The organism is Lewinellaceae bacterium, from assembly GCA_020636105.1.
In the GTDB taxonomy this organism is placed as follows: domain Bacteria; phylum Bacteroidota; class Bacteroidia; order Chitinophagales; family Saprospiraceae; genus BCD1.
Genome location: JACJYL010000002.1, coordinates 1,554,416 through 1,572,685, shown reverse-complemented (window position 1 = coordinate 1,572,685; position 18,270 = coordinate 1,554,416). Strand labels below are relative to the sequence as shown.

10 protein-coding genes are annotated in these 18,270 nt (G+C 45.3%); 3 read left to right on the top strand and 7 right to left on the bottom strand.

Annotated elements, in window-relative coordinates; translation table 11 throughout:
* Positions 1–3: 3 nt before the first annotated feature.
* From uvrA to H6571_23365, 4 genes are all read right to left on the bottom strand, one after another.
* Complete coding sequence (uvrA, locus tag H6571_23380) at positions 4–2,826, bottom strand: excinuclease ABC subunit UvrA (GenBank protein MCB9326689.1); 2,823 nt, start codon at positions 2,824–2,826, stop codon at positions 4–6.
* A 46-nt stretch (positions 2,827–2,872) separates the two neighbouring features.
* Positions 2,873–3,436: a PIN domain-containing protein gene (locus tag H6571_23375; GenBank protein ID MCB9326688.1), complete on the bottom strand. Its 564-nt coding sequence runs from the start codon at positions 3,434–3,436 to the stop codon at positions 2,873–2,875.
* Positions 3,426–3,881, bottom strand: coding sequence for an excisionase family DNA-binding protein (locus H6571_23370; GenBank protein MCB9326687.1), 456 nt, complete (start codon positions 3,879–3,881; stop codon positions 3,426–3,428). The genes H6571_23375 and H6571_23370 overlap by 11 nt, the downstream gene beginning before the upstream one ends.
* 258 nt (positions 3,882–4,139) lie before the next feature.
* Complete coding sequence (locus H6571_23365) at positions 4,140–4,721, bottom strand: sigma-70 family RNA polymerase sigma factor (GenBank protein MCB9326686.1); 582 nt, start codon at positions 4,719–4,721, stop codon at positions 4,140–4,142.
* 313 nt (positions 4,722–5,034) lie between these two features.
* On the opposite strand from H6571_23365, the gene H6571_23360 reads away from it, so the two are divergent.
* The 3 genes from H6571_23360 to crcB all read left to right on the top strand — a co-directional run bounded on the left by H6571_23360 (position 5,035) and on the right by crcB (position 8,318).
* A complete protein-coding gene (locus tag H6571_23360) occupies positions 5,035–6,729 on the top strand; it encodes a M3 family oligoendopeptidase (protein ID MCB9326685.1) in 1,695 nt (564 codons plus the stop codon).
* A 64-nt stretch (positions 6,730–6,793) separates the two neighbouring features.
* Complete coding sequence (locus H6571_23355) at positions 6,794–7,945, top strand: undecaprenyl/decaprenyl-phosphate alpha-N-acetylglucosaminyl 1-phosphate transferase (protein MCB9326684.1); 1,152 nt, start codon at positions 6,794–6,796, stop codon at positions 7,943–7,945.
* Positions 7,946–7,955: 10 nt separating this feature from the next.
* Positions 7,956–8,318: a fluoride efflux transporter CrcB gene (crcB, locus tag H6571_23350; GenBank protein ID MCB9326683.1), complete on the top strand. Its 363-nt coding sequence runs from the start codon at positions 7,956–7,958 to the stop codon at positions 8,316–8,318.
* Here the strand turns inward: crcB and H6571_23345 are convergent.
* The 3 genes from H6571_23345 to H6571_23335 all read right to left on the bottom strand — a co-directional run bounded on the left by H6571_23345 (position 8,291) and on the right by H6571_23335 (position 18,263).
* Complete coding sequence (locus H6571_23345; GenBank protein MCB9326682.1) at positions 8,291–8,617, bottom strand: hypothetical protein; 327 nt, start codon at positions 8,615–8,617, stop codon at positions 8,291–8,293. The genes crcB and H6571_23345 overlap by 28 nt on opposite strands.
* A gap of 53 nt (positions 8,618–8,670) precedes the next feature.
* Positions 8,671–11,853, bottom strand: a complete 3,183-nt coding sequence (locus H6571_23340) for a T9SS type A sorting domain-containing protein (protein ID MCB9326681.1) — start codon at positions 11,851–11,853, stop codon at positions 8,671–8,673.
* Positions 11,854–11,951: 98 nt separating this feature from the next.
* Complete coding sequence (locus H6571_23335) at positions 11,952–18,263, bottom strand: HYR domain-containing protein (protein ID MCB9326680.1); 6,312 nt, start codon at positions 18,261–18,263, stop codon at positions 11,952–11,954.
* Positions 18,264–18,270: the final 7 nt, after the last annotated feature.

Here is an 18,270-nt window from a genome sequence, read left to right as displayed (position 1 = left end):
GTTTTAGAGTTTTTCTTTTAAAAATTGCCCGGTATAGGAGTCTTTTACTTTGATCAATGCTTCAGGAGGTCCCTGGAACACGAGGTATCCGCCCTCTTTTCCGCCTTCCGGCCCCAGATCGATGATCCAGTCCGCCGACTTGATGACTTCCATATTGTGTTCCACCACCAGGACGGTATGGCCGTTTTCTACCAAAGCATTCATGGCGGTCAATAATTTGACAATATCTTCAAAATGAAGGCCCGTGGTGGGCTCATCAAAGATAAACATGATCTTTTCACTCACTTTTTCCCTGGTCAGGAAGGAGGCGAGCTTCACCCTTTGGGCTTCCCCGCCGGACAAAGTACTCGAAGACTGGCCCAACTGCACGTATCCCAGCCCTACATCAAAGAGCGGTTGCAGTTTCTTTTGGATCTCTTTCACATTCCCAAAAAACTCCAGCCCTTCCTCTATGCTCATGCTGAGAATATCATAGATATTTTTTCCCTTATAAGTAACATCCAGCACCTCTTTTTTAAAGCGCTGTCCTTTACATTCTTCACATTCCAGGCGCACATCGGCGAGGAACTGCATTTCTACGACCTGCTCTCCTTCTCCTTTGCAGGCCGGGCAACGGCCGCCGTCCACATTAAAAGAAAAATGCGAGGGTTTGTACCCACGGATCTTCGAGGTCTGCTGGGCGGCCATGAGGTTTCTGATGGCATCGTAGGCTTTGACGTAAGTCACGGGATTCGAACGGGACGATTTCCCGATTGGATTCTGGTCGACGATCTCGACCTGTGTGATCCCATGAAGATCCCCTTCCAGCCCGAGATGCAGGCCTGCCCCGGTACGATGATTTTGTCCCAGGTGTTTACAGAGGGCAGGATACAGGATCTGCTTGACCAGGGTGGTTTTCCCGGAGCCGGAAACACCCGTCACCACACTCATTACATTGAGGGGAATACTGACATCTATATTTTTCAGGTTATGCTGTCGGCTCCCTTTTATTTGAATAAAATTCGAACTTTTTCGACGCACCTCGGGCAGTGGAATGGTTTTTCTCCCGCTCATGTACAGGGCCGTCAGGCTGTCACCGGCATCCTTGTGGATAGAGGCGTAATCGCCGGCAAAGACAATTTCCCCTCCATGGATGCCCGCCCTGGGGCCCACATCGATCAGGTAATCCGCATTTTTGATGATGTCCTCTTCGTGTTCCACCACGATGACGGTATTGCCCAGGTCGCGTAATGATTTAAGCACCTTGACCAGTCGGCCGGTATCTCTTGGGTGGAGGCCAATACTGGGCTCGTCCAGGATGTACATGGAGCTGGTCAGGTTGCTGCCCAGTGTTCTCGTCAGGTTGATGCGTTGCGTTTCTCCTCCGCTCAGGGAAGAAGACAAGCGGTTGATGTCCAGGTAACTCAATCCTACTTCATTCATGAATCGCAACCGGTTGGAAATTTCCAGGAGGAGGCGTTTGGCAATTTTTTGGTCAAATTCGGTCAGTTCGAGCTGGTTGAAAAAGGCCAGTAATTCATCGACGGGCAATTTGGTCAATTCGGTGATGGCCTTGCCTCCGATTTTTACATAATTCGCTTCTTTTCTCAACCGCCCCCCGTCGCAGGTAGGGCAGTCGGTTTTGCCACGGTAACGGGCGAGCATCACCCGGTTTTGTATTTTGTAAAGCTTTTCCTGCAATTCATCAAAAAAAGCATTGATACCGTAAAAATGTTTATTGCCCGTCCACATCAGTTTTTGCTGTTCCGGGGAAAGATCCTGCCAGGGGCGATGAACCGGGAAGTCGAACAGGTGGGCAACACTCAGGAATTCCGTGAGCCAGTTACCCAGTTTTTCTCCCTTCCAGCAGGCAATGGCCCCGTCATAAACGGAAAGAGACGGATCGGGAATGACTTTGTCCTTGTCGATGCCCATGACCTTGCTGAATCCTTCACAGGCCGGGCAGGCGCCGTAAGGGTTGTTAAAGTTAAAAAGATGCGGAGTCGGTTCGGGAAAAAGAATGCCATCCAGTTCAAACCGGTTGTTGAAATCCTTTTGTTCACCGTCCACGATTTCTACGATGCAGCTGCCTTCGCTTTCCAAAAATCCCGTCTGCACGGAATCGGCAATACGGTTTTTGTTGTCTTCATCGTCGTGTTTTACCACAAACCGGTCGATGAGAATCCACAGGGGCTCCCCGACTAATTCAGACAATGATTTGGAAAGAAAATCGGGCTCTTCCCGCAATACGTCCTCTATTTGAAGCAGTTCTTCTCCTTGTTTAATCCGTGTGTACCCTTTTTGCAACAGCAGTTCGAGTTCCTGCTTCATCAACCGGTTGGCGTATTTTCCCGGAAACGGGGCGAGCAACAATATTTTGGTGCCCTCTTCAAAAGAGTGGATATAGTCCGTTACGTCGGCGACTTCGTGTTTTTTGACTTCCTCCCCGGAAACAGGAGAAAAGGTTTTTCCGATCCTTGCGTAAAGCAAACGCAGGTAATCGTAGATTTCGGTCAGCGTACCTACTGTTGAACGCGCGTTGGTGGTGCTCACCTTTTGCTCGATAGCGATGGCCGGGCAGATGCCTTTGATGTAATCCACTTCGGGTTTTTTCATCCTCATCAGGAATTGCCGGGCGTAGGAAGACAAACTTTCCACATAACGACGCTGCCCTTCGGCGAAGAGCGTTTCCATGGTCAGGGTGGATTTGCCTGAACCGGAAACGCCGGTGACGACGACCAGTTTATTTTTAGGAATCACCAGATCCACATTTTTGAGGTTGTTGGACCGGGCTCCCTTGATGAAAATGGAGTTTTTAATATCGAGATCTTTGGTTGTTGCTGACAAGGTAAATCTATATTTTTGAATGCAAAAATGAGTTTTTTTGAATCATTTACAATAAGGAATGTAAATAATTTGCTGTGTCTATTAAGCCACTTTTTCTTAAGGAGTCTAAAACCTGAAATTCATCTAAATCAGGATTTCTTCTATTTAAGACTAATTTTCTAAACGAATTAACGGCCACTTCCTGATTCAAATCAATAGTGTCAGTTAAAAAATCATCTGCACTTTTAGCAGATAACCCATGATTATTAAGAAGTTTTTTGGGGAAATCCTTTAAATTGTTGGTAACAATGATATTCGCATTTATTTTAATTGCTGCTGCAAGAACATGGCAATCTTTTGGGTCTGGTAATTCCAATCCATCAATCAGATATTCATAATTTTCAACCATTGCATCAGGAAACGCTAAGTTAGCCCAATTAATCCGTTTCTTTATTTCTTCTTCGCTTACTGCTTTCCTTCTCATTACTTCCTCCCATTCATCGAAAATATGTTTGCTCCATTTTGGGGTAAATAAATCATCATGGGCAAACCAAAAAAGTAAATCTCGAATCTCAATTGGATATATGACATTTGTGTCCAAGACACATGTGAAACGAATACTATGTATCATATAAACCTGTTTCCTCGTCTGCTCTCATGATGTTTATAAGCAATTCCTGTTGTTTGGCTTTCATGCGGTTTTTATATTCGATTACATCCTCAAATTTGACTCTCCGATGTTTCCCTACTTTTGTATAGTCAATTTCTCCTTCCTCCAGCAATTTCACTAAATGAGGGCGGGAACAACCAATTAAATCGGCGGCCGCCTGAGTGGTCATTTCTGTGGCAATTGGAACAATTGATATGGGTTTCCCCTGGCTTGTTACTTGTAATATTTTTGCTAAAAGCTTTAAAGCTTTTAAAGGAATTTTTATTTTATCCTGTGTCTCCTCAATTTCGATTTCAGGATTTTCAGTATGTAATTGCTCAAGAGCCTCAGCAAGAGCGCTATATGATTCCATTGCAACCCTTTGTTCCTCTTTGGAGGGTTTGCTTATATTCTCTAAATATTCCATAATAGTTGAATTATTATTTTAATCCGACACGAAAATAAACGAAATAAACGAAATAAGCAAAATAATCGAAATTTTTCTTTCAATCCACTGCTTTCGTTTTTATCAATTATCCGTTTTAATTTGTCCTCTTTCTTACTTTATTTTATAATAGATAGGAATAAAAAAAGCCGTGAATATCCAAAATTGCTAATGCTTTTTTGGACATTCACGGCTAAGCAAATACCGCTTACGGGTATTCATTTAGTTTTTGCTATTTTTTTATTGAAGAACCACCTCGTTTTCTTCCACCATCTTGCGGATATTGATGAGCGCATATCTCATGCGGCCCAAAGCTGTATTGATGCTCACGCGGGTCAATTTCGCAATTTCTTTAAAACTCATATCGGCATAGTGGCGTAAGATGACCACTTCGCGTTGCTCAGGAGGGAGCAAATCTACGAGCATGCGAACCTTATCGTGCGTCTGGCTGCGAATGATGCGCTGTTCTGCATTATCATCGGAAATCTTCAGAACGTCGAAGATATCAAAAGTCTCTGTTGGAGAAACTTTTGGGCGACGTTTGTTGCGACGGAAATAATCGACGCACATATTGTAAGAGATACGCATAGCCCACTGAAGGAACTTACCCTCATGGTTGTATTTGCCCTTACGGAGTGTATCAATAATTTTAATAAATACTTCCTGGAAAATATCTTCAGCAAGACTCTGATCTTTAACGAAAAGATATATAGAGGTGAAGATTTTTTGTTTGTGTCGTTCCAGCAGGGTTTCGAAACTACGTTCGTCACCTTCCAAATATAAATTAATTAACTGCTGGTCATTAAGCGGTGTAACTTGCATAACTAAATAATTGTTGAGATTATGGGATAATTTATTTAGTGTATAAGTTACTTTCGATATACCGCAATTTTGTTTAAAGAATAGATTTAAAAATGATATTTTGTGCCTAAACACCTGCCAAAGATAGTAGCATCCCACAATAAAACCCAATTTTTTTACTTTTTTTTAAAAAATTAACAAGATTTTAATACTTGGCGATCCGATTTTAGCCGTGCGAACGGCCCGGTCACCATTCTAAATTAGGGGCTTTAATTGTAAAACTAAAATAAGCACCGTATTTTGCAGCTTTATTTATTCCGAAAACTAGAGGAAAATGCTTTTCGAGGAATTTACATACCAAAGACCGGACATTGATTCGTTTACCGAAAAATTTCAAAATTATCTTGTTGAGTTTGAAAAAGCTTCCGATTTTGAAAGCCATGAATCCGCTTTCATGCGGCTTAACGAGTTGAGAATGGAGTTTATGTCGATGTACAATATTTGTCATATCAGGCATACCATGGATACCAACGATAAATTTTATGAAGAAGAAAATGCTTTCTTTGATACCCAGATGCCGCAGTATGAGAATCTGACGAGTCAGTTTTATCAATCCCTTATCCACTCGGGTTTCAAAGAACGTTTGAAAGAAAAATGGGGGCAACAATTGTTCGTTCTTGCAGAACAGCAGTTAAAGACTTTCAAGCCTGAAATATTAGAGGATCTTGTGGAGGAAAACCTGCTTAGCAGTGAATATACGAGATTAAAAGCCAGCGCCAAGATCCGGTTTAACGGACAGGAATACAATCTTTCCTCCATTCATATTCCGGAAACATCTAAAGACAGGTCGATCAGGAAGGCGGCTTCAGAAAGCAAATGGCAATTTTTTGAAACACATAAGGAGCAGTTTGATGATATTTTTGACAAGCTGGTAAAAACCCGACATCGCATCGCAAAGAAACTGGGTTATAAAAACTTTGTGGAGCTGGGGTATGCCCGCATGCAGCGTACTGATTATACTCCTGAAATGGTGGCGAAGTTCCGGGACCAGGTAAAAGAGTATATTGTGCCGATTGCCAGTGCCTTGTACGAAAGGCAGGTGAAACGACTCGGCCTGGACAGTTTCTGCCATTTCGATGAAGATTATAAATTCACTTCCGGGAATCCTGAACCGAAAGGTACCCCGGAATGGATTTTAGACAATGCCGGAAAAATGTATGCTGCCCTGGCACCGGAAACAGATACTTTTTTCAAATTCATGCGTCAGAATAACCTGATGGACCTGGTCACGAGGCCGGGGAAAGCTACAGGGGGGTATTGTACATATATCGGAAAATATAAAGCGCCCTATATTTTTTCCAACTTTACGGGCACCAGTGCAGATATCGATGTCTTGACTCATGAAGCGGGCCATGCCTTCCAGGTGTTTTCGAGTAGAGATATCGGGTTGAATGAATACAACTGGCCGACTTATGAGGCTTGTGAAATTCACTCCATGAGCATGGAGTTTTTTACATGGCCCTGGATGGATTTGTTTTTTAAGGAAGACTCCGATAAATACAAATTTGCACATTTGGCCGCCTCCATGACTTTTTTGCCTTATGGAGTAGCCGTGGATGAATTTCAGCATTTTGTTTACGAAAATCCGGAGGTAACTCCTGCGGAAAGAAATGCTGCCTGGAAAGCCATTGAAGCAAAATACCTGCCCCATCGTGATTACGATGATAATACTTTTCTGAAAGAAGGAGGGTTCTGGCAGAAACAAAGTCACATTTATGTATCGCCGTTTTATTATATTGATTATACCCTGGCACAGGTATGCGCATTCCAGTTTTGGCAAAAAGACCGACAGGATCATAAAAAAGCATGGAAAGATTACCTGAATTTGTGTAAATTGGGCGGTAGTAAACCTTTTTTGGAGCTGGTGGAGGAAGCCAATTTGCAATCTCCCTTCGAAGAAGGTGGCATCAGGTCGGTTGTTTATTCAATCAGGGACTGGCTGAACGGGGTAGATGACTCGACTTTCTGAAAACCTAAAAAAAATAATATTCTTAGCAACTGAACATATTTCCAGAAACCGAAATCCCACAAACATGTTTATCCTATTGTTAAACTTCCTTACGGCATTTGCTTTGACCTATTTTGCCATACCTTCCATCATTAAGGTGGCCCATCAAAAGAAATTGTTTGATGTGCCTGGTGGAAGGAGTTCGCATACGGTCAGTACTCCTTCCCTGGGGGGAATCGCCATCTTTTCCGGGGCTATTTTTTCATTTATCATGTGGACTCCTTTTCAGGAATTTGCCAACCTCCAATACATCCTTTGTGCTTTCATTATTTTATTCCTGGTAGGCGCCAGGGATGACATTGCTCCTTTGTCACCAAAATACAAACTGGCTGGTCAAATCCTTGCCGCTTTGATCCTGATCTTTAAATCCGACATCATTCTCCATGGCTTTTACGGGCTTTTTGGCATCACGGCAGATATGCCCTATTGGATTTCCGTGGTCATCACTTTGTTCACCATGCTCGTCATTATCAATGCTTTCAACCTGATTGACGGTATCGACGGGTTGGCGGGCAGTATTGGGGTACTGATCATCGGAACCCTCGGAGCATGGTTTTTCCTTACGGGCAATTGGGGATATACGGCCATTGCCTTTGCTACCGTCGGGGCTATTACCGGGTTTTTAAGGTACAATTTCACCCCCGCAAAAATATTTATGGGAGATACCGGCGCACTGCTAATCGGGCTGGCTTCTTCTATTTTGGTAATAGAATTTATCGACATTAACACGGATCTGGAAGCTTCCAATCCTTATAAATTCAATGCCTCTCCCGTGGTGGCCATCGGCATTCTGATCATCCCGCTTTTTGATACTTTAAGAGTCTTTGTGACCCGGATCATCAGAGGCCATTCCCCCTTTCATCCTGACCGAAGACACATTCACCATCTTTTGATCGATTATGGCCTGGGGCATACGACAGCCACCATGATCCTGTTTTTCGTCAATATGGTTTTTATTTGTTTTGTTTTGTGGGGCCACGACAAGTTAGGGATGCATACCATGTTGGGGATCATTGGCTTTGTAGCGGCCGCATTGACCTATGTTTTACATAAGGCTGTCGTGGCAAAAAACAAAAAAATCCTCGAACAACAACAGGAAACTCAGCAGGATGATGTGGTAAAACGAGAAGAGGGCATACACTTCGACCAGGTATTCCCTGAATTGGTAGAGCAGTGAAAATAAATAAATGGCATCATTGATATACGTTTTTGTGGGAGGAGGGCTTGGTAGTTTGTCTCGTTACGGGGTGGCGCGGGCTTTGCTTTCTTTGCATCTCGATTTCCCTTTGGCGACACTTGTCGCTAATGCTTTAAGTTGTATTGTCCTTGGTTTTTTGATGAGTTTGAGTTTTAAAGAAACGCTTTCGCCGGAATACAGGCTTTTGCTGATCACCGGATTTTGCGGTGGATTCAGTACTTTCTCCACTTTCTCCGGAGAGACTTTTTCACTTTTTAATGACGGGAGCCTGTTTTACGGCTTTTTAAATATTGGACTGAATATCATCGTGTGTTTGATCTGTATTTACCTCGGATTGAGGCTGGGGGAGTGATTATCCTGCCATTCCTGGGCTTTCTTCGCCAGATTTTTAATGTTCAACTCTACTTTTTTCATGATAAAAAGATCCTTTTTACCGGCGCTACTTGTGACTAGCATGGCATAGGAGTGGAATTCCCAAACGAGCACTTTTTCTATATTTTCAATTTCCGAGAGGGGAATGGTCAGGCTGAGATGACTTGAAAAAAAATGTTGTAGTCTGAATAACAAGGTTTTTTCTCTAAGGCAAAGTCTGCCTTTAAGGCATTGATGGCCGTTCCAGAGCCATGCTGTCGTGTTTATTTGGTGTTGCATATTATGAGGAATAAAAATAGGCAGGCGGATGAATATATCCGCCTGCCAAAGGTTTAATAGGAGAAAGCGTTTTTGCCGGAATTTATTTTTATAAACCGTTTGATATAAAGCGTCCCGTCATTATGACGCAGCCTTAACAGGTATACACCATTCTTCAAGTTGTTGATATTCACCGATACAGGGCTTGCTGCCGGAATAGTCTTTTTGAATTTACGGAGCAGCCGTCCGCTGGTATCCAATATTTCCAATTCGTAAATACCCTCAACCGGCACTTTGATTATAATGTCCTGAATGGCCGGAACCGGGTAAACGTTTACCACGCCGCCTGGAGGTTCAGGAAGGTCTATGATAAGAATATTGCTGTAAACAGCATACCCGCCAATGGCTGTGCCAATGATTTGAAATTCAATGCTGCTGCTGCCATTAGGATTGTCGTCGGTGAAACTAAAAACATTGCCGTCAACCACATCAAGGACCGTCCAGTCTTCCGTGCCGATTAATCTTTTCCTGACAGAGAAAAAGGCATACTCGGTTGTTAAGGCGTCCCAGTTTAATCCAATGGAAGGAAATGGATCGATGGGCGTTCCCGTCAGGATAATGACATCATCAGTGAGTACCGGCAGACATGGTCCCGGGAGCCAGGCTGTATTTCCGGCACGCATCGCAAAACAATCGTTGCTGTAACTTACTCCGTCGCATCCGCATACAGGATCAAAAACCAGTGGGCATGGATCACTGCTGATCAGGGAAGTATCGATACAGCTGGGACTAACGCAATCCGGAACATCGATCGTAATTTGGGTCTGGTATTCACAAACGATGCCCGTGTCGTCCATTCGAAAGACCAACTGGGTAAAAGTATACCCCCCCGGCCCGGCAACGGTGAACTGCACCGGTTGGTTTCCGGTTGTATTGAAGGCATTGCCCGCTTCATTAAACCAGGTAACATCGTCACATCCCTCAAGGAGACATCTGGGCGTCAGGGTAATGTCGAAACAATCAATGTTGACATCAAACCCGCAGTTGGGCCCTTCTACATCCTGCTGCAAGGTTTCACAACTGCATCCCGGGGGATCTCCGCAATCAGGGAGTTTTATGCAATGGATCAAATGACAGCATTCCATACTCAATGAATCCTCCGGCCGCTCGTACCTTAGGCTCAGGTTGAAACAATAGAGAGAATCCGGTGGTACCGGTGTTGCTCCCTGGAGTATTTGAATGGGGCCGACCGTTATGAGTTGTCCATCATCGCTTGGATAGTCCTGCCCCAGGAAAACCAGATCTTCGACGATGAAATCCGGGGCTCCTGCGAATTCAATAAATTTAACGGCGTTAACCTTAAAACCGGAATGATTATAAAATGAAAAATAGTAATTATATCCATCAATCGGATCACAAACAATTTCTTCACTTTCGATCCATAAACAATCATTACATTTTATGAGCAGGGTATCCGAGCATACAATAGAATCACTGGCGAACCAGTTGACCACAATTTCAACCGGGTCGGTGGTTGTAATGCCTTCCAGGCAGAAGTTCATCAAAAAATCACCTGTGATTTCCGGGATGAACGCGCCTCCGACATAAGACCACATCAGGTCCTGGTGATAGACAAGATTGGTATAAGACCATTGGTGAGGTAATGGAAAATCAATATCACTAAAGGTAACTCCAGGGGTGTTGATGGTCGTTTGTATATTGGTGAAATACATATCGTCAAAGTGGTTAGTTGCTTCTAGCCTGAAGCAACAATCGGTACTGTCTTCAAGGTTCCAGGGCGTTATATCCACCCAGGCACTATCACAGGGCGGGCAGTTGGGAATGGGGATGCAATACAGCGTACTGTCATAGCAGCACCATAGTTCCTCTGGCCCCTCATGGGCGTATAAGTTGTAACAGAAATCCTGCCCGGCATATTGATATCCTTCCTGGAGGGTGATTTGCCCGGACCAGGTGCCCCCCGGGGGAATCGGCCCTGGAGGCTGTTGGGTAATGATTCCGGCAAATGGTCCGGGGCTGACGACGTCAAACTTCACCCAGCCAACACTTACCGAACTGGTTGGCGGATTCCTGACCGTAAATTCATAAATCACATCGGCCCCGTTGCAATAAATCGAATCAATCTGGGTATAAAGACATTCAGGGATTGGGTCGCAGCTGAATTCGAGTAAAGTGTCGCAAACCACCTCAAAGGCCTCGTCATACCATTCCACAAGAACATGCTGTGGCGTATTCTCGATATTCGCCAGACAAAACTGGATAAAATCATTGACCTGCCCCGTGGCAAGAGGGCCTCCGATGGCAGGCACCAGGGTTACGCTGTTATTCGTGAAGATGACGTCAAGCAAACCTGGAGCAATGGATGAAGGATCGTAAGACAAAGCCACGCCATCCTGTGCAGTAAAGCTGATGCCGTAAACCTCCCCCTGTTGATTATCAAAAGAGAGACTCCAGCAACAATCGCCCTCCGCTTCACCGGCACTTGAGCTGGAAACGGAGAGGCCGTCGCAGTTGACGGGAGGGGCGGCCACCTGTAGGCAGAAGTTGTCAACGCCGACATATTTGCTGGCCCCATCAATTTGGTCCGCACTCCTCGTTATGGCGATATGGGTAATGTCTCCTGTGAGCCCAAGGCCTGCAGTGTTGAAATTGAAGGTTTGATTTTGCCATGCTCCATCACAGTTTTGAGGAACAGGGACGGTTCCAAGTAGGACAATTTCATGGGGTAGCCCACTATTGGAGAATAAATTTAAATTGGTCGGGTTATGAGAACTGATGGGTTGGCCAGGATAGGAATAGGTCCCCACCGCATGAATTCCATAAATTCCGATTACCGGATCGCCGTTTCCAAACAAACAGGCGATGTCAAAAGTGAAACTATACCACCCTGAATTTAAAGGGATTTGTGTAGCTAACTCGTTTAACATCCCTTCCCGCCAAGTGGCAATATTGGTATAAAAACGGTTGTCGATCCACATGCTGCCATAATCTCCCTGTGGGGGGGTAGGGATGGACCCGATGGCAAAATGGTTTTGATCATAATAATCCGCTTCGCTGTCTCCACTCCATATTTTATCCCATCCCTGGGCATCACCAATGGTATTGCTGGTATTGGGAGGGGCAAGACCTAATTCGAAGTCTCCATTGTCAAAGTAGTTGCCGGGGCAAAATTGACTGTAAGAAATGTTTGCAAAAAAAAGGAAGATACCAAGGCAAACGTGATTAATTGTTTTCATAATATTTTTTATTGATAATACCTACTCTGTTTAAAAAGGCTTTTCGGTATCCGCCTAAAGGGTTTGTTGTTTTGACAATAAACTTATTTCCGACCCCATTACATCTTTACAAATTTTTCAGTTCGTATATTTCCATTCTCGTTCCTGACCTGTAGCAAATACAGGCCAGGAGGCAGGTGGCTCACGTCTGTTTGAGCGAAGCCGTCATTGTCGGGGTCTGGGGGCGGGGTCTCCATCAATTGTCCATGTAAATTGTATATATGTATTGTGGAAAGGCGCGTTCCTTCCCAGCTTATTTTCAGGATCTCCTCCACCGGGTTTGTCAGTAAAAGGGGTTCCCCGGGAATTTCAGGAATGGCAAACGAGATCACGTTGCATACGCCGGGCGTCCAGGTGGTTACCCCGTAGTAATGTTCCGCCACACAAGCATTCTGGTAGGTGATCCCGTCACATCCGCACACCTTGAAATTCAGGTTAGGGCATGAATAATCCGGGTCGATCAGGTTTTCATTGATGCATAATTCCGGACAGCTTACGAAGATCAGCCGGCAAACCTGAAACCCTTCGTCGGGGAAACATTCCTCACCCTCGGGGCCTTGACGGATAATGTTCATGCATAATCGATATACGCCGATCTCAGGCAGGTTAAAAGTGACTGGGGAGGTGCCGAACGTTATACCTCCTATGCTTTGATTCTGGCCCAGTTTTCTGAAAGTCCACTCTACCTGGTCGCAAAAATTGGTGCCATTGGGAACTGCGGTAACGGAATGTTCCTGGCAGTTGACCTCGTAATCAAAACCGCTGTCCAGGGCGATTTGATAATCAAGGGGGTAAAAACAACATAGTGAATCACAATCCGGTAGCCATTCACAATGCTCGAGGTAACAGCAATCCATGCTCAATGAATCTTCGATCTCGAGTTTGAGGCTTATTTTGAAACAATACTCACCGGGACCTGCATCTCCATTGATCGGGATGTTGACAGGACCAACGTGATCTCCGGGATTGAAAATGCCTCCAAGGTCGATGATGTCATCCGAAATAAAATTATGGGATGGATCTTCCACGATTTTGATTTTGTTAATAGGGTTGCCGGAAATATTTTGAAAATTCAAGGTGAACACATAGTCCTTATTCGCATCACAATTGACTTCCGTTTCCGGATCCAGGATAAAACAATCATGGCAAACAATTCGGATGGTATCGGCACAGACCACGGAATCACCCTGCATCCAATGAACACTCACCAGGACAGGGGCCGTGGTGGTTATGTTGTTGAGACAAAAATCCATCAATTTTCCCGTATAAATGGGGATGAATCCATTGGGATGGGTCCAGGTAAGTTTAGAAAAAGCAGCATTGTGGGTATTGAGGAATCCAGTCGAAAGCGGGTAAGTTACATTGGAGAAGGAAACCCCGGGGTTCAGTATCTCAACCATGATAGATTCGAAAAAATTAGTTTGATAATTATTCGAAATGCTTAATGTATAACAACAACTGTCCAAAGCCGTGGAATCCTGTAGTTCATAATCGATGCTCACGAATTCACAGGGTTCACATTTCGGGAGTGTGATGCAATGGGGTAAATCAGGAGAGCAGCAATTGAGTGGATCCAGCGCATCGTGGGCAACGATGTTGAAACAGATCTCTTCGCCTCCAAAAGAAGGGTCATTGATCACAAAAATATAATCGTACGTATCTCCCGGTTGTATGGCCGGAACAGGAAAAATGACCTGGGTGATGGGTGCTCCCGTACTGGGCACTGTTACGTCTATTACGATTTTACTGACCGCGAAGTTGCAGCTCAAAGGGTTTTTAAAAGTCGCAGCATAGTGGATCAGATCTCCGACACAATAAACGCTGTCCTGAATGATGTATAGGCAGTCATCCGGTTCAGGAAGACAATGGGCTTCAAAAAGAGTGTCACAGGCTACCTGGTAATCAGTATCAAGCCATTCGATCAGGATCTGCTGGGATTCGGAACTCATCCCCGTCAGGCAGAAACGAAAAAAATCATCCACCTGACCTGTCGGAATCGGGTTACCTGGTCCACTGGAAGACACGAGGGTAACCGAACCAGGAGAATTGACAATGTCAAATAAGCCGGGATGGATATCAGCAGGGTCGTATAACAGGTCTGTTCCGTTGAGCGCCGTAATCCTTATACCGGCCAGATCTGGCACGGATTGATTATTGTAATTGAGTTGCCAGCAACAATTTTCTGTCTCTTCCTGAAGATTGACGGCTTCCATGGTTAGGTTTTCACAGCCTGTTTCCGTTACATCAACCGCGATGGTTGATTGGCATGATCGAGTGGTTCCGCAAGCGTCTTCAACAAGGTAAGTCAGGATGGTTTCTCCGACATTCAGGATCGATCCGCTGGCGTCAATAACACCATTGTCACTGGTGGCTCCATTAAGCGTATAAAAGACCGAATAGGGAGGCACGCCTCCGAAGATCGCCAATGGTGACAGATTGTTGACCACTGTATTTTGAACCCCAAAAGGAACGGAAATCGTTTGATCATCAGGACAGATGATTGTCAGGACATCGTCAGGTGTTAAAACGGTAACCAGGTAATTACAACTGTCCGTTATTCCTTCGGTAGTCGTGACGGTACAATTGATCACGGTGGTTCCTAAATCAAAAGGATCCTCAAATTCAAGTCCGTCCCCGCGGGTGCAGCGGATCTCATCCATTCCGCAACTGTCGATAAGCAGGGGCGGCGGTAGATCCAAAACTCCGGGGCATATTACTTCAATGTCTTCCGGGCAGGCCAGTTTTGGTTCACAATCCATATTGCAAATAACTTGTATGGAAAAACTGCATTCATTGGTGTTTCCTGAAAGGTCATAGCCTGTGCAATTCACCATGGTCAGACCACATTCGAAAAAATCTCCGCTGGCATGATCGCAATCCCATGAGGTGAGGCAGTTGTCGTTGACCACCGGGGCAGCAAAGAGAATGATCATTCCTGTTTCGCCTGGTCCAGCGTTGATAACCATGTCATCGGGACAGATGATCTCCGGCGGGGTATTGTCCGGGATGACCTGGAAACTTCTGATTTCTTCCGTGGCGTTTCCGCAATCGTCTTCTGCTCTCCAGCGGTAAATGATCGTATAGGGATTCAGGTTATCTACCGTATAGGGATCCACGGAGGATGTGACATTGGCATTACTGCAATTATCCGTTGCAGTGAGGATTTCCTGAGCAGGAAGCGGTTCATTGCAATGTACATCTCCAATCAGGCCGGGAAGTTGATCGAAAACTGGGGGTTGGGTATCTGGTAAAATCTGAAAGGACTGGCTTACTGAAATGAAGTCCGCTGTAAGCCAGTCAGTGGCCGTCCAGGTATAGGTAACGGTGTAAGGAGAGCAATAATCTGTAAAATCAGGTAAAAAGGTGACTTCGTAAGTTACTGAAGGAACGGAACAGTCGTCCGTTGCTTCAAGGTTTTGCACCTCTGGAAGGGCATCCTGACATTGGATGTCATCAATGGGATCCGGCAGGGTGACAAAAACGGGCGGTAGGTCAGGGGCCACGGTCAGCAGGAACTGACAGAAATCATTTTGACCGATTTCGTCGATGACGGATAACTGTGCTACCACCACCTCCCCGGGATTAAGGATCGTACCTTCAGGAGGAAATTGGGTTAGTATCAATGCCGAACAACCTCCTGAAATATCCACGAGAAATTGAAAAAGGTCCGGCACCACGCCCTGGCACATGTCGTCGAGGGGAATATGAATTTCCCCAGGACATACGATAGATAGTGGTTGATCGGGATCCGGTATAACTTCTACAGCAAATGAACAGGAAGACAGGTTGCCTGCGTTATCCGTAGCAGTACAGGTGACGGTTGTGTTACCCAAAGGAAAAAATCCCGGGTTATGGCTGCAGCTGTAGCCCACGGTGCAATTATCTGTAACCACAGGAGGGGCAAAATCTGCGAAACCCTCAGTCTCTTCACAGGAAATCAGAACAGTGATGTCTTCAGGACAAATGATCACGGGGGGTAATTGATCAACTATGGTTATTTCGGACCAGCAAAAACTGCTGTTTCCACTGAGATCCGTAGCCGTGACGGTTACTGGAATGGGGATGCCGATGGATTGACAATCCAAAAAAACGGGATCGACTGACAGGTTTAAAGCGCTGCAGTTATCTTCATAAAAATCCAGAAGATCCTCTGGGTTTAAATCAATGAATCCGATTGCAGGTAAAGCGACCTGGAGTGTACTTTTACAAACAAGGACAGGGTCATCCTGGTCTGTCACGATAAGGTCAAAAGTACAATCGGATTGATTTCCGTTGCTATCCGTCAATGTAATGGTAACGGAATTAATGCCTACTGACACAGGGGTGCCTGCTACTGGAAGTTGCGAGACCGTATAAGTTATCACCGGGATAGAGGGGGTGAATGTCGTCAGAATGTTGAAATCCTGGAAACCAAGACCCAGCTCTCCTTGTGTATTAGGCCCGGTGGTCCACAGGCTTTTGTCTGTTTGGATGCCAAAAGAATGTTCATACCCGAATTCCGCCATTTCCCATTGGGCGTTGTTAACCTGAACGGGGAAGCCCTGATTACTTCCGGAGGTTCCCAGTCCCAGTTCTCCTGCCAGGTTTTGCCCCCAGGCGAAAAGGGTTTTGTCGGTTTTAATGGCAAAGGATCCGTCGGATTTTGCGTAAACCTTTTCCCATTGGGTGTCGGTTCCGATTTGGATAGGAAACTCCTGGTTTATGACAGTTCCATTCCCAATTTCCTGGTAAAAATTGTTGCCCCAGGCCCAGAGAGTGCCACCGGTTTTTATCCCTAGAAAATGGCCCCCTACATCAAAAGTCGCCCAGTCGGAATCATTCCCAACCTGGTTAAATGTGTTTTGAGAGGTGATCCCTGGGCCGGCAAGCATAAGGTTGGCGTAATTTGTTCCGGCACCCCACAGTGTACCGTTGGTTTTAGAGGCCATGGAAGCTTGTTCCCCCGCTGCAATCACATTCCAATCATTGTCGGAGCCTATTTGCTGAGGCAAGGTTCTTGATATCGCATCACCCAGACCTAGCTGCCCTGCCATATTCTCCCCCCAGGCCCAGAGGGTGCCATCGTTTTGTAACCCCAGACAATGGTTCTGTCCGGTTTTGATGTCCTTCCATTGATCGCTTGTTCCTATCTGTTGAGGGGTATTGCTGTCATTAAAGTTACCAAGTCCGAGCTGGCCAAAGTTATTGACTCCCCAGCTCCAGAGGGTGCCATCCGTTTTTAGCGCTACGGTAAAATTTAACCCGCAGGAAACTTCCTTCCAGTCGTCATTCCCCATTTGTTGCGGGGAATTATGGTCCGAGAAGGTGCCATCTCCGAGTTGCCCGAATTCATTGTCGCCCCAGGTCCAAAGGCTGCCATCCTCCTGAATTCCTGCAGAAAACCTGTATCCCCCTCCAATGTCCTTCCATTTTTTTAAATAAAAACAACTGTCGACAGAAATGGAATCCGTCAGCTCGGGCATTATAGCATTGCACATCCCGGGGGTAGTGGCAATTGTTATATTGTCAGGGCAATCATTTATAAAAAAGGAATTTTCGCCGGTCACGATTATCGTGAAAGAACAGATGAAAGAGAGTCCGTTGCTACCCGATCCGGTATAACTCACTTCGGTTGTTCCGGGAGGGAAATAATCTCCTGGCTGGTAAGAGGAAGAAAGCGTCCAGCTGTTTCCGCAATTGTCCAAAGAATCAGGGACCACCCACATCACATTGGCCCCACACATGCCCGGTTGGGCCGACACTTCGATATCGGCAGGACAGGAAGGACCTGAAACACTTATTTGACCGTCCACAGTGCTAAAATCTACAATTTCCATTTGATTGTTGACCACTTCGATGCTGGTAGGCATTGAACTGATAATAATCGCCGAACTTGCCCCCGGGGAACCGACGATTTCAAGGCAAATTTCAAAGAGCGTGCTGCCATCAGGCACAGTGATGCCTTGTACATTATCGTCAAACCAGGCAGCCGTAATGTATCCTTCCTGCGGTGTGCCAAAATTAGCGGCCGTCATTCCTGGCAGGTTGAAATTCATTGTTTGATTAAAATGGAGTACGTCGGGATCGTAGTTAAGGCTAAATTGAAAGGCCTCGATATCTTCAAAACCGGTCGTTGTTATTGGAAAACAAATTTGATCTCCCTGACAAACCCCTTGGTTAATTAGAGCAATAAAAGTAATTGGAGTATTGTTTTCGATGCCAGTCAGCATTCCTGTGACATGCGGGAAAGAAGCTCCGTAATCATTTTTAATATGCCCGCTGGTCACGAAACCGGGAGATGGCCGGTCGGATATTTTAGGTTGAAACAAATATCCTGGGTGAAAGAACACAAGGGCAGCCAATGGAAGTAACAGGGTAAAAATGGTTTTCATAACGGAG